At 51.6% G+C, this 14,371-nt stretch carries 10 protein-coding genes; 7 read left to right on the forward strand and 3 right to left on the reverse strand.

The features are described from left to right. Positions 1 to 699 precede the first annotated feature (699 nt). The 3 genes from epd to fbaA all read left to right on the forward strand — a co-directional run bounded on the left by epd (position 700) and on the right by fbaA (position 4,121). Positions 700 to 1,716, forward strand: a complete 1,017-nt coding sequence (gene epd, locus SC206_RS11730) for an erythrose-4-phosphate dehydrogenase (RefSeq protein WP_332737388.1) — start codon at positions 700 to 702, stop codon at positions 1,714 to 1,716. A gap of 68 nt (positions 1,717 to 1,784) precedes the next feature. Then, on the forward strand, positions 1,785 to 2,948 hold the full coding sequence (gene pgk / locus SC206_RS11735) for a phosphoglycerate kinase (protein WP_332737390.1): 1,164 nt from the start codon (positions 1,785 to 1,787) through the stop codon (positions 2,946 to 2,948). 93 nt (positions 2,949 to 3,041) lie between these two features. Further along, positions 3,042 to 4,121, forward strand: coding sequence for a class II fructose-bisphosphate aldolase (gene fbaA / locus SC206_RS11740; protein ID WP_332737392.1), 1,080 nt, complete (start codon positions 3,042 to 3,044; stop codon positions 4,119 to 4,121). Between the two features lie 108 nt (positions 4,122 to 4,229). On the opposite strand, the gene SC206_RS11745 is transcribed toward fbaA, so the two are convergent. Beyond that, on the reverse strand, positions 4,230 to 4,985 hold the full coding sequence (locus SC206_RS11745) for a transporter substrate-binding domain-containing protein (protein WP_332737394.1): 756 nt from the start codon (positions 4,983 to 4,985) through the stop codon (positions 4,230 to 4,232). A 27-nt stretch (positions 4,986 to 5,012) separates the two neighbouring features. Beyond that, complete coding sequence (locus SC206_RS11750; RefSeq protein ID WP_332737396.1) at positions 5,013 to 6,389, reverse strand: amino acid permease; 1,377 nt, start codon at positions 6,387 to 6,389, stop codon at positions 5,013 to 5,015. A gap of 342 nt (positions 6,390 to 6,731) precedes the next feature. Here SC206_RS11750 and SC206_RS11755 point away from each other — a divergent pair, with 342 nt between their 5' ends. From SC206_RS11755 to mscS, 4 genes are all read left to right on the forward strand, one after another. Continuing rightward, positions 6,732 to 7,817 (forward strand): LacI family DNA-binding transcriptional regulator, encoded by a 1,086-nt coding sequence (locus tag SC206_RS11755; protein ID WP_332737398.1) that lies wholly within the window; start codon positions 6,732 to 6,734, stop codon positions 7,815 to 7,817. Between the two features lie 134 nt (positions 7,818 to 7,951). Beyond that, the gene (locus SC206_RS11760; RefSeq protein ID WP_332737400.1) at positions 7,952 to 11,092 is read left to right on the forward strand and encodes a beta-galactosidase; all 3,141 of its coding nucleotides are present in this window, start codon (positions 7,952 to 7,954) and stop codon (positions 11,090 to 11,092) included. A gap of 58 nt (positions 11,093 to 11,150) precedes the next feature. After that, positions 11,151 to 12,422, forward strand: a complete 1,272-nt coding sequence (locus tag SC206_RS11765) for an MFS transporter (RefSeq protein WP_332737402.1) — start codon at positions 11,151 to 11,153, stop codon at positions 12,420 to 12,422. A gap of 131 nt (positions 12,423 to 12,553) precedes the next feature. Then, entirely contained in the window at positions 12,554 to 13,474 is a 921-nt protein-coding gene (gene mscS, locus SC206_RS11770; RefSeq protein ID WP_332737404.1) for a small-conductance mechanosensitive channel MscS, read from the forward strand. A gap of 124 nt (positions 13,475 to 13,598) precedes the next feature. On the opposite strand, the gene SC206_RS11775 is transcribed toward mscS, so the two are convergent. After that, complete coding sequence (locus SC206_RS11775) at positions 13,599 to 14,369, reverse strand: hypothetical protein (RefSeq protein ID WP_332737406.1); 771 nt, start codon at positions 14,367 to 14,369, stop codon at positions 13,599 to 13,601. Between the last annotated feature and the right edge of the window lie 2 nt (positions 14,370 to 14,371).

The following is a 14,371-nucleotide window of genomic DNA, read 5'->3' on the forward strand; positions in this document are numbered from 1 at the left end:
AGCCGCAGTGAGACTGGATGCTTCATAATGGTAACCCTTCAGATTCTGGAAGTGTCCAGGATCTGGGGTTCAGTGCACCTTGGCATACCTTTTGGGCGGTCTGCGCCGCCGCGCAGTAAGCGGAGCGCATGCAGTTGAATTTGAATTTGAATTTGAATTTAAAAGTTTGCTGTTAGATTTTCAAATCTAAACCCGACTGTGCCTCTTTGAGCGGTCTGCGCCGCCGCGCAGTAAGCGAAGCGCATGCAGTTGAACTTGAACTTGAACTTGAACTTGAACTTGAACTTAAAAAAATTTGAAATTAAAAAGATAAACTCGTTATTTCCCAATTTCCCGCAACCTTGATTAGTATCAAATTCCCTAAATCCCTTTTAAAGTAAGATCTCCCCGCCCGAAACCGGACTGAAATCCGAATAAAACAGACCTTTTTGACCATTTATAAAGCAGTCGTTTAAAGGAAGCAGCATTTTTAATTCAATTATTCACTTTGTCAGAATATTGGTTTATGCTCAGCTGAACCGTTTCAGTTATCGTTATTCCAGCGAATGTCGCTAAAACCCCGCTAACGTGTAAGGTTTAAAGTTGGGTATTGCATTCCGAAATGCAATAAAGAGGCTGTGATGAGGATTCACCGCAAAGGCGCACTGCATTACTATAGGGTTACCGCAATTGGGTAACAACCGTGTAACAGGGAGAAGTATGCCAATACGTATCGCAATTAATGGCTTTGGTCGCATCGGCCGTAGCGTATTGCGCGCTTTATACGAATCTGGCCGCCGGGCAGAAATCAGCGTCGTGGCAATCAACGAGCTTGCGAGTCCCGAAGGGATGGCGCACCTGCTGAAATATGACTCCAGCCACGGCCGCTTTGCCTGGGACGTGCGTCAGGAAGGCGACGTGCTCTCCGTTGGCGATGATACCATCCGCTTGCTCCATCAACCCGATGCCAGCCTTTTACCCTGGGGCGAATTAAGCATCGACGTGGTTCTCGACTGTACCGGCGTGTTCGGCAGTCGCGAAGATGGAGAAGCCCAGCTCGCCGCCGGCGCGAAGAAAATCCTCTTTGCGCACCCGGGCGGGAACGATCTGGATGCCACTGTCGTCTACGGCGTGAATCATCACCTCCTGGAACGCCAGCACCGCATCGTCTCCAACGCTTCCTGTACCACCAATTGCATTATTCCGATTATTAAACTGCTGGACGACGAGTTCGACATCGAATTCGGCACCGTCACCACCATCCATTCCGCGATGCACGACCAGCCGGTAATCGATGCTTATCACTCCGATTTGCGTCGAACCCGCGCGGCCAGCCAGTCAATTATTCCCGTAGATACCAAGCTCTCGGCCGGTATTACCCGCATTATGCCCAAGTTCTGCGACCGCTTCGAAGCTATCTCGGTGCGCGTGCCAACCATCAACGTGACCGCCATTGACCTCAGCGTTTTTGTTTCCAAAAAGGTTGATGTAGAGCATGTTAACCAGCTGTTGCAAAAGGCATCGAACGGGGCATTTCGTGGTATTGTTGACTATACCGAACTACCATTAGTTTCTACTGATTTTAACCACGACCCGCACAGCGCCATCGTCGATGGCACGCAGACGCGGGTTAGCGGTCAGCGCCTGATCAAAACTCTGGTCTGGTGCGACAACGAATGGGGCTTCGCGAACAGAATGCTCGACACGACTCTGGCGATGTCCGAAAGCGGTTTCTAGAAAGGTCACGCGGCTTTGGCCGTTGCGCCCTCAAGCAACTTTAAAGAGAATCAACGAGAGGATTCACCATGTCTGTAATTAAGATGAGCGATCTGGATTTAGCAGGTAAACGTGTATTGATCCGCGCGGATCTGAACGTACCGGTTAAAGACGGGAAAGTGACGTCTGATGCACGTATCCGTGCCTCTTTGCCAACCATCGAAACCGCCCTGAAGCAGGGTGCGCGCGTGATGGTGACCTCACATCTGGGTCGTCCAACCGAAGGCGAGTACAACGAAGAGTTTTCTCTGCTGCCTGTGGTTAACTACCTGAAAGACAAGCTCGGTTCTAAAGTGCGTCTGGCGAAAGATTATCTGGACGGCGTTGATATTGCTGAGGGCGAGTTGGTTGTTCTGGAAAACGTTCGCTTTAACAAAGGCGAAAAGAAAGACGACGAAACCCTGTCTAAAAAATATGCAGCACTTTGTGACGTTTATGTCATGGATGCTTTCGGTACTGCACACCGTGCGCAGGCTTCAACGCACGGCGTAGGCAAATTTGCCCCTATCGCCTGTGCCGGTCCGCTGCTGTCGGCCGAGCTCGAAGCACTGGGCAAAGCGCTGGGTAATCCGGCACGTCCGATGGTTGCTATCGTGGGCGGTTCTAAAGTTTCAAGCAAACTGACCGTGCTCGACGCGCTGTCTAAAATTGCCGATCAGCTGATTGTGGGCGGCGGTATCGCTAACACCTTCGTCGCGGCGCAGGGTCACAACGTGGGCAAATCACTGTATGAAGCAGACTTGGTAGACACCGCCAAAAAACTGCTCGAAACCTGTGATATTCCAGTGCCTACCGATGTTCGCGTGGCTACCGAATTCTCCGAAACGGCAACGGCCACGGTGAAATCGACCAGCGATATCAAAGACGAAGAGCAAATTCTGGATATGGGCGACGTGTCTGCACAGCGTCTGGCCGAGATCCTGAAAAACGCCAAAACCATTCTGTGGAATGGCCCGGTTGGCGTGTTCGAGTTCCCTAACTTCCGTAAAGGAACCGAAATTGTGGCGCATGCCATTGCCGATAGCGATGCATTCTCTATCGCGGGCGGCGGCGACACTCTGGCAGCCATCGACTTGTTCGGTATTGCCGACAAAATTTCCTACATCTCCACCGGTGGCGGCGCATTCCTCGAGTTCGTTGAAGGGAAAGAGCTGCCAGCCGTTGCGATGCTGGAAGCGCGTGCTAAAAAGTAATAATCCAGGGCAGATGAGATATCGTCTGCCCACGCTCTATTTTTTTAAATCCGATTCAATCCATCTACGACCGACGAAACAGGACAACGTAATATGTCTAAAATTTTTGATTTCGTAAAACCTGGTGTGATCACTGGTGATGACGTTCAGAAAGTCTTCGCTATCGCCAAAGAGAACGCGTTTGCTCTTCCTGCTGTTAACTGCGTGGGCACTGATTCAATCAATGCCGCGCTGGAAGCCGCTGCGAAAGTAAAAGGCCCAATCATCATTCAGTTCTCCAACGGTGGCGCTGGCTTTATCGCCGGTAAAGGTTTAAAAACTGACGTTCCACAGGGCGGCGCTATTCTGGGCGCAATCTCTGGCGCACAGCACGTTCACCTGTTGGCTGAACACTACGGCGTGCCGGTTATTCTGCATACCGACCACTGCGCGAAGAAACTGCTGCCATGGATCGACGGTCTGTTGGACGCGGGTGAAAAACACTTTGCACAAACCGGTAAACCACTGTTCTCTTCTCACATGATTGACCTGTCTGAAGAGCCACTGGAAGAAAACATCGAGATTTGCAGCAAGTATCTGGCGCGTATGGCCAAGATCGACATGACGCTGGAAATCGAGCTGGGTTGCACCGGCGGTGAAGAAGATGGCGTTGATAACAGCCACATGGACGCTTCTGCGCTTTACACTCAGCCAGAAGACGTTGATTACGCTTATGAAAAACTGAGCGCTATCAGCCCACGCTTCACTATCGCTGCTTCCTTCGGTAACGTTCACGGCGTGTACAAGCCAGGCAACGTGAAACTGACCCCAACTATCCTGCGTGATTCTCAAGATTACGTCAGCAAGAAACACAACCTGCCGCACAACTCCCTGGACTTCGTATTCCACGGTGGTTCAGGTTCTTCTGCTGCCGAAATCAAAGAGTCCATCAGCTACGGTGTTATCAAAATGAACATCGATACTGATACTCAGTGGGCTAACTGGGACGGTATTCTTCAGTTCTACAAAAAGAACGAAGCGTATCTGCAGGCGCAGCTGGGTAACCCGGAAGGCGCAGACAAGCCGAACAAGAAATTCTACGATCCACGTGTTTGGCTGCGTTCTGCACAGTCATCCATGGTGACGCGTCTGGAACAGGCGTTCCAGGAACTGAACGACGTTGATCGTCTGTAATCACTCTGTCTGCGAAAGCAGTCGGCGTTGAGAAATGAAAGAGGGGCCTTGATGGCCCCTTTTTATTGGCAAATTTTAGCTAATCGTAATCGATAAGCGCCGATTCACTTAACGCCAGCCTGCCACCACTTTCTGATACTCGCCCGTTGCGCGCGCCAGATGCAGCCACTGGTCAACATACAGTTTCCAGGTGATATCATCGGTCGGCAGCATGTAAGCCTTTTCGCCGTACTGCATGGGTTTTTCAGGATTTACCGCGCAAAGCGAAGGATGCGATTTCTTCTGATACAGCGCTTCCGAGGCATCGGTAATCATCACGTCCGCCTTTTTATCGGCGAGCTGTTGGAAAATACCGGCATTATCGTGTGACAAAATCAGACTGCTTTCAGGCAGATAGGCGTGAACAAACGCTTCGTTAGTGCCGCCGATGGGCTCGATAACGCGCACTGACGATTGATTGATTTGCTCAATCGTTTGATATTTTTTCACGTCATCGCAGCGCACAAACGGGATCTTCCCGTCGACGTCCAGACTTTCGGCGAAATAGACCTGCTGCTGACGAGGCAAGGTGACGGACACGCCGCCCATCGCAATATCACATTTTCCGGCGACCAGATCCGGCGTCAGCGTTTTCCAGGTCGATTTCACCAGATTAAGCTTAACGTCCAGGCTTTTCGCCAGCGATTCGGCCATTGAAATATCGATGCCTTCATAGCTGCCATCGGGCTTCTGAAAGGTGTAAGGCTTATAATCGCCGGTGGTGCAGACATTCAGCGTGCCTTGCTTAACGACGCCTTGTAAATGAGACTCGGCGCTAGCGCTTCCTGCGGCAAGCAGTAAAACCAAAGGTAATATTTTTTTCATTTTAGCTCTGTTTTATAGGTGGAGAGGTTAGGCAATCTTACCCGTTAGCGCGATATTTTTCTTCTTCCTGAATTGATAGCCCACGGCAAGCATCAGCAGCCAAACGGGAATCAACCACACTGAAATCTGCATGCCCGGCGTCATAAACATAATCACTAAAATGGCGGCCAAAAAAGCCAGACAGAGATAGTTAGTAAACGGATAAGCAAGGCTTGGGAAACGGGTTTTCTGATTAACCGTGTGCAGAGCGCGACGGAATTTCAGGTGCGTAATACTGATCATCGCCCAGTTGATCACCAGAGCCGACACCACCAATGACATCAGCAGTTCAAACGCCTTGCCCGGCATTAAATAGTTGAGCAGCACGCACAGCGCCGTGATCAACGCCGAGACGCTCAGCGCATTAAACGGAATGCCACGACGATTCACTTTCATCAACGCTTTCGGCGCGTGACCCTGCTTTGCCAAACCAAATAGCATGCGGCTGTTGCTGAAAACGCAGCTGTTGTAGACCGACAGCGCGGCCGAAAGCACCACGGCATTGAGCAAGGTGGCGACCAAATTACTGTTAAGTGCATGGAAAATAAGTACAAACGGACTGCCGCCTTCGACCACTTTTTGCCACGGATACAGCGACAACAGCACCGCCAGCGCGCCTACGTAGAACAGCAAAATACGATAAATCACCTGATTAGTGGCTTTCGGAATGCTCTTTTCTGGATTGTCGGCTTCGGCGGCGGTAATACCGATAAGTTCAAGGCCGCCAAACGAGAACATGATCACCGCCATCGCCATGACTAATCCTTTCACGCCATTCGGAAAGAAGCCGCCGTTCTGCCACAGGTTGGCTACGCTGGCTTCCGGACCACCTTTGCCACTGGCAAGTAGCCACGCGCCGAAAGCAATCATGCCCACAATGGCGGCCACTTTAATGATTGAGAACCAGAATTCGACCTCGCCGTAAATCTTCACGCTGGACATATTAATCAGGTTAATGGCGACGAAAAACACGGCGGCAGAAACCCAGGTTGGAATTTCGGGCCACCAATATTGCACATAAATGCCGACGGCGGTCAGTTCCGCCATGCTGACTAACACGTACAGCACCCAATAGTTCCAGCCTGAGGTAAAACCGGCAAAACTGCCCCAATATTTATTGGCAAAATGGCTGAAGGAGCCTGCAACCGGTTCGTGAACCACCATTTCACCCAGCTGTCGCATGATGAAAAAGGCGATGATGCCCGCGACCGCGTAACCTAGCAGCACGGACGGGCCGGCCATTTTGATGGTTTGCGCGATGCCAAGAAACAGGCCCGTGCCGATAGCGCCACCGAGCGCAATCAGCTGAATGTGACGGTTTTTTAACCCTCTTTTTAGCTGACCTTCTGCGTGTTGTGCGTCCATTAATTTTCCCCAAAGAGTGAAACTGTTTTCTACTGCTGAATTAGCAATTCTCGGGCCATTAAATAGCTGTAAAGAAAGGTTTTTAAGTCAACTATTTGATAATTAACAGTAAATATATTTATCGATAATGCGTGAAATACGCACCTCGGCTAACGGACTTACCAATTCTGTGCTTAAAAAAGGGTTATTGTGCGCGAAGTGAGCAGTTAATGACGCGTAAACGACTGATGCTGACCCAAATTGGTGCAAGGTGAGGGTTGAAGCTCTACGGGTTGCTCGACCAGCCAAGAAATCTGTTATTATCAGCCCTTGCTTTCCCTCTACCGATTCAGGATACCGCCGTTGAATAAGCCAAAATCCGTAACGCTCGATGATGTTGCTCGCCACGCTGGTGTCTCTTATCAGACGGTGTCGCGCGTGCTGAATCAGGCCGCGCAGGTTGCTGAAAAAACGCGGGAAAGGGTAGAGGCCGCCATGCGCGAGCTGAACTATGTGCCGAATCGCATGGCGCAGCAGCTGGCCGGAAAACGCAGTTTTACGCTGGGCTTGGCGAGTACCAATCTGGCCCTCAACGCTCCGTCGCAGGGCGCTTCGGCCATTAAAAGTCGCGCCAGCCAACTTGGCTATCACGTGGTGATTTCAATGGTCGAGGATTTGCAGTTGCAATCCTGTCGCGCGGCGGTTAACGAACTGATTGCCCAGCGCGTCGACGGCATTTTGATCAACGTGCCTTTGGATACGGGAAACGCGCACGAAGTAAAACAGTGCTGCGGGAATTTGCCGGTGCTGTTTTTAGACGTCGATCCGCAGGCTAATCTGTTCAGCATTTTGTTTGATCCTCTTGAGGGCGCAAGACAGGGTCTGGAACATTTGCTCGATTTGGGGCATCGCGACATCGCCTTGCTAACCGGTCCGCTGGAGTCGGTTTCGGCGCGTTTGCGTTACGAAGGCTGGCTCGGCGGCCTGTCTGAAAATCAGCTCGACCCTTTTACCGTGCTGCACGGCGACTGGAGTTCCGCCTCGGGTTATCAGTTGGCGCTTGAGTTATTGAACCAACCGCAGCGACCGACGGCGATACTGGTCGCCAACGATCAGATGGCGCTCGGCGTCCTGCGCGCCGCGCATCAGAGTGGTGTCAACGTGCCGCAGCAGCTGTCAGTGGTAGGTTATGACGACACGGAAGATAGCGCCTATTTTCAGCCGCCGCTGACCACCATTGCGCAGGATTTTCGCCTGAGCGGGCGCGAAAGCGTGAACCGGATGGTGCAAGCATTGCAACATCCCCAACAAACCCACGCCGAATCACTTTTACTGCACACCACGCTAAAGCTGCGTCAAACCACCGCCGCACCTAACGCGCTGGCGGATTCTGCGCTCACGCTCGCCGATCAGCTCAAAGTTATCGCGCGCAAACTTGAACAGCTTTAAGCCTTTGCGTGCGTTTCTGCCCTTGAATTTGTGATCCCCGTCGCCTTCTGAAAGCTGCTTTCTTTACTTAACCTCCCTTAAGCCCCATTTTTAAAATATTAATGTGAGCGCATAACATTTTACGGGGAAAGTTTATGAAAGCTGTTTACGACAAGGCGAACAGTTCGCTGAAAAGCGTGCTGGCGCGACGCGATTGGGAGAATCCAGTCTGCACACAGGTCAATCGCCTGCCTGCGCATCCTCCTTTTCAAAGCTGGCGTAACGTCGAGCAAGCTAAAGAAGATCAGCCTTCGGCGAGCTTGAAAAGCCTTAACGGCCAGTGGAAATTTAGCTATTTTTCCCGTCCTGAAGCCGTGCCTGCCGAATGGCTTGAGGCCGATCTCTCTTCTGCCGATGACATCACTGTGCCTTCAAACTGGCAGATGGCAGGCTACGACGCGCCGATTTATACCAACGTACAGTATCCAATCCCCGTCATGCCGCCTTTCGTACCTGAAGAAAACCCAACGGGATGTTACTCGCTCACATTCGATGTTAATCAAGATTTACTGGATAACGGCCAGACGCGGATCGTGTTTGACGGCGTAAATTCGGCTTTCTATTTATGGTGCAACGGCCGCTGGGTCGGCTATTCACAGGATAGCCGCCTGCCTGCCGAATTCGATCTGGGCGATTATTTGCAATCCGGCAGCAATCGGCTGGCGGTGATGGTGCTGCGCTGGAGCGACGGCAGCTACTTGGAAGATCAGGACATGTGGCGCATGAGCGGAATCTTCCGTGATGTCAGCCTGCTGCACAAACCTGAAATACAGCTTGCCGACGTACAGCTGCGAACACATCTGCACGCCAACTTCACCTTGGGCGAGCTTGAAGCCAACATTGCTGTACGCGCGCCTGCAGATTCGCTGGCGGCGTTAAAAGTTCAGGTTCAGCTATGGCAGGGCGACAGCAAAGTTGCCGAAGCTATTCAATCGGTTGGCAGCGACATTATCGACGAACGCGGCGCTTATGCAGAGAAAGTCACGCTGCGCCTGCCGCTGGCAAAACCGCTACTGTGGAGCGCCGAACAGCCGCACCTTTATCGCGCGGTCATTGCGCTGCTGGATGAAAATGAAAACCTGCTCGAGGCCGAAGCATTTGACGTCGGTTTCCGTCAGGTTGAAATCAGTCAGGGACTGTTAAAACTGAACGGCCAACCGCTGTTGATTCGCGGCACTAATCGTCACGAGCATCATCCCGAGAAAGGGCAGGCGATCGACGAAGCGACCATGCTGCAAGATATCTTGTTGATGAAGCAGCATAATTTCAACGCGGTGCGCTGCTCGCATTATCCGAATCATCCGCTGTGGTACAAGCTCTGTGACCGCTACGGGCTCTATGTGGTTGATGAGGCGAACATTGAAACTCACGGCATGCAGCCGATGAATCGCCTGTCGGACGATCCACAGTGGTTCAACGCCTTTAGCGAGCGCGTAACCCGCATGGTTCAGCGCGATCGCAATCATCCGTGCATCATCATCTGGTCGCTGGGCAACGAATCCGGACACGGCTCGAGCCACGACGCGCTGTACAGCTGGATAAAATCTACCGATCCGACGCGTCCGGTGCAGTACGAAGGCGGCGGGGCCAACTCTGCGGCAACCGATATTATTTGCCCGATGTATGCGCGTGTCGATCAGGACCAGCCTTTCCCGGCGGTACCAAAATGGTCGATTAAAAAATGGATCGGCATGCCGGATGAAACGCGTCCGCTGATCCTTTGCGAATACGCCCACGCGATGGGCAACAGCCTCGGCGGATTCGACAAATATTGGCAGGCATTCCGCGACTATCCGCGTTTGCAGGGCGGATTCATCTGGGATTGGGTCGACCAAAGCCTGACCCGCACCACCGATGACGGCGTGAGCTATTCAGCCTACGGCGGCGATTTTGGCGATAAGCCCAACGACCGCCAATTCTGCATGAATGGCTTGGTATATCAGGATCGCACGCCACATCCGGCCCTGTTTGAAGCGCAGCGCGCGCAGCAGTTCTTCCACTTTACGCTGGTCAGCCAGCAGCCGCTGGTGGTTGAGGTTCACAGCGATTACCTGTTCCGCCACACCGACAACGAGGTGCTGAATTGGCGCATCGAGCTTGACGGTCTGGCCATTTATCAGGGCGAAATTACGCTGGATATCGCGCCGAAAGGCAGTCAGCGCATCACGCTAGGCGACTATCCGGCGATTAGCGCACCCGGCGACGTGTGGCTAAATCTTGACGTGACTCAGCCCGAAAAAACGCCGTGGTCCGCAGCTGGGCACCGCACCGCGTGGCAGCAATGGCCGTTGCCGCGTGCCTTATCATTGCCAGCTGAATCAGCGAGTTATCAAAGCACCGCTGCCATGCAGCAGACACGTGACGGATCGGTTGAAGTCACGGCGGGCGATCAGCGCTGGTTGTTCAATCGCCACACCGGTCTGCTCGAGCAGTGGTGGCAAAACGATGAACCGCAGCTGCTTTCGCCGCTAAACGATCAGTTCGTTCGTGCGCCTTTGGACAATGATATCGGCGTCAGCGAAGCGACGCGTATCGACCCGAATGCGTGGGTAGAACGCTGGAAAACGGCCGGCATGTATGAACTCGACACCCAACTGTTGAGTTTCGAGACTCATCAGCAGGCTGACGCGATTGTCGTCAACACGGCTCACGCCTATCTTTCTAAACATTCCTCGCAGAGCGCGGCGCTGATCAGCCGTAAAAGTTATCGCATTAGCCCGCAGGGTGAATTGCAGATTGACGTGCAGGTTCAGGTTGCGGGCGATTTGCCTTCTCCGGCGCGTATCGGGCTGACCTGCTGCCTGCGTCAGGTGGCCGAATCGGCGACGTGGCTGGGCTTGGGGCCGCACGAGAACTATCCCGATCGTCAACTTGCCGCGCAGTTCTCGCGTTGGGATCTGCCGCTCGAACAGCTTTATACGCCTTACGTCTTCCCGTCGGAAAACGGTTCGCGCGGCGGCACGCGTGAACTCGGCTATGGCGATTGGCAATGGCAGGGCGATTTCGCCTTTGGCCTGAGCCGATACAGCCTGCGTCAACTCATGGACACCAGTCATCGCCACCTTCTTAAAGAGGAAGAGGGCACGTGGCTCAACCTCGATGCCTTCCGCATGGGCATCGGCGGTGATGATTCCTGGAGTCCGAGCGTTAGCCCGGAATTTTTACTGACCGCCCATGAATACCGCTATTCACTGAGCTGGTCGCGTCAGTCCGCTACGCTTAACAAGTCGGCGTAAAAGAGAGATACGCTGCCGTACATGAGGTGCGGCAGCCGTTGAGGCTGAGGATTTGCAGATGAATTATATAAAAAATACTAATTTCTGGACGTTTGGGCTGTTCTTCTTTTTCTACTTTTTCATCATGGGTGCCTACTTTCCCTTTTTCCCGATCTGGTTGCACGACATCAACCACATAAACCAGAGCGATACCGGGATCATCTTTGCCTGTATCTCTTTCTTCTCGCTGGTATTTCAGCCCGTATTTGGGCTGCTTTCAGACAAGCTCGGCCTGAAAAAACATCTTTTGTGGATTATCACGGGCATGCTGGTGCTGTTCGCGCCGTTCTTTATTTACGTGTTCGGCCCGCTGCTGCAAACCAATATTCTGCTTGGCTCGATTGTTGGCGGTATTTATCTCGGCTTCATCTATAACGGAGGCGCGCCTTCAATTGAGGCCTATATCGAGAAGGTAAGCCGTCGCAGCAACTTTGAATTTGGTCGTGCGCGAATGTTCGGCTGCGTCGGGTGGGCGATTTGCGCCTCGGTCGTTGGCATCATGTTTACCATTAATAATCAGTTTGTGTTTTGGTTAGGCTCAGGCTGTGCCGTCATTCTGGCGATTCTGCTGCTGATTGCCAAACCGGCGGTCGGCTCCAGCGCGCGAGTTGCCAATGAACTGGGGGCTAATTCCAAACCTTTCAGCCTGCGTCTCGCGGCGGAACTGCTGAAAGACAAAAAACTGTGGTATCTCGGACTCTATGTAGTGGGCGTTTCCTGCACCTATGAAGTTTTCGACCAGCAGTTTGCCAACTTCTTTACCTCGTTTTTCAGCAGCCCAAGTGAAGGAACGAGAGTTTTCGGCTACATCACCACGTTAGGCGAACTACTTAATGCGTTGATTATGTTCTTTGCTCCCGCCATCGTTAACCGGATTGGGGGCAAAAATGCGCTGCTGCTGGCCGGTGCCATTATGTCGATTCGCATTATCGGCTCCTCGTTCGCCAGTACGCCGGTTGAAGTGGTGCTATTGAAAACGCTGCATATGTTTGAAATTCCTTTCCTGATTGTTGGCTGTTTCAAATACATTACCTCCGTGTTTGAAGTACGCTTCTCGGCCACCATTTATCTGGTCTGTTTCTGCTTCTTCAAACAGGTAGCGATGATGTTTATGTCAGTGTTTGCCGGTGACATGTACGGCAAAGTCGGTTTCCACGGCACCTATTTGATCCTCGGACTTATCGCGCTGGCCTTTACCTTGCTGTCTGTTTTTACTCTCTCTGGAAGAGGTCCGCTACAGGCATTTAAAACGCCTTCTGCAATCGTCGATAAGCCTCTCAACAATGTCTGAAAAGCGTGCAACACGACCGGCTAAGTTGGCAGTTAAGGGAAATCTTGGTTACCCTTATGGGCTTGGGCATCATTCTTTGTGCGTTTTTGCACGAATGTCTGGTTTTATTATTGCTTGCTAGGGTGTGTTGAATGGAAGATTTAAACGTGGTGAATGGCCTGGAAAGTGCCGGAACGTGGTTAGCCAGAAATCAGGCATTACTGATTCATTATGCGGTCAATGTCGTGGCCGCCATTTTTATCCTGATCGTCGGTTTGATGGTCGCAAAAGCGGTCTCTAAAGGCGTAAGCCGTGTGATGCACCTGCGTGGCATCGACCTGACCGTCTCTGACTTCCTGTCGGCGCTGGTGCGTTACGCCATTATCGCCTTCACGCTGATTGCCGTGCTGGGCCGTATCGGCGTGCAGACGACCTCGGTAATCGCCGTTATCGGTGCCGCCGGTTTGGCCGTAGGTTTAGCCTTGCAGGGTTCGCTGTCGAACTTCGCGGCGGGCGTGCTGCTGGTTATTTTCCGTCCGTTCCGCGCGGGTGAGTATGTTGATTTGGGCGGTGTAGCCGGTACGGTAACTCACGTGCAAATCTTCTCTACTACGCTGCTAACGCCTGATAACAAAGTCATTGTTGTGCCAAACGGTAAGATTATTGCCGGCAACATTACCAATAATTCACGCGAACCGACCAGCCGTACCGACCTCATCATCAGCGTTTCCTATGATGCCGAAATTGCCAAGGTGAAGCAGGTATTAGGTGATCTCGCCAATGCCGATGAGCGCATTCTCAAAGATAAAGGTGTAGTTGTCCGCATGAACGAAATGGGTGCCTCGACGCTGGATTTCGTGGTGCGTTACTGGACCACCAACGGCGACTCGCAGAACGTAAAATGGGACCTGCTGGAGCAGTTTAAAGAAGCGCTGGATGCCAACGGTATCGGCATTCCTTATCCGCAGATGGACGTGCATTTGTTCCGTAGCGCCGAAGCCAAAGAAGCCGATGCCAAAGAAGCAGAAGCCAAAAATGCAGAAGCTAAAGTTGCTTTGACCAAAGCAGACTAACTTTTGGTAAGTTCATAAATTCTGATAAGTTCGAAAAAACGCCCTGATTTCAGGGCGTTTTACTTTCTACTATTTTTTAGCTCATACTTTATAAGTGATAAGCCGACCAGTCCTTGTACTGTCTTCAAATAGATTCAACGTTTCTTTTTAAGATAGTCAGTTTTTCGATTTTTTTAACCGCTACAAAGTCTTTGCCTACGCCTCTCATAATGTTGCCATACAGTTGGTATTCGCCTGCTGCTATCCTCGCCGTATCGAAGGTGAATTCTGGCGTCGTGCTGACATATTGAACTAATGAGTGATTCGCATCTTTAGCGTAAATCTCCCAAATATATTTCACATTACCTGTGATATTACTTTTGAGTGAAACATTGAGCGGCTTACCCTGCGTAATGACTCGGCTGCCCTCGATATTTGCCGTTGCCGCAGCAAAAATCATTTTTACCTGGCTAGAAGACGTTTTACCTTCTTTATTGGTGACGGAAAGTTTAAAAATAGCTTCATTTTGTTGAGAGACACTTGGCGGGTTAATTCCCTTTTTTACTTGAGCAAAAACCGTTTTTCCGTTCATCGATTTTCCGGTTTTTATTGGACCTTCGCCACCGGATGCCAGTTCCATTGGAACAGTACTGTGAAGCACTTCCCAATGATAAGAAACAGCATTCTTGCTCAGGCTGCCATCAAGAAGATTCTTGTTACCCGGCCAACCGTTTATCTTAAGTTTAGTTTGGTCCTTACCCGCATCGGCAATAGGCAACGCGTTAGCCTCTTTTGCAGCTATTTCAGCTGAATATGTTGGCAAGGCAGTATTGTTATGGGTGGCCAAAGCATTTGCACCGTAAAATGCAGAACAGGTTGTGATGGCAATAACTGAAAGCTTAACGAGTTTTTTCATAT

The sequence above is a fragment of the Rouxiella sp. T17 genome, assembly GCF_036663475.1.
GTDB lineage: Bacteria > Pseudomonadota > Gammaproteobacteria > Enterobacterales > Enterobacteriaceae > Rouxiella.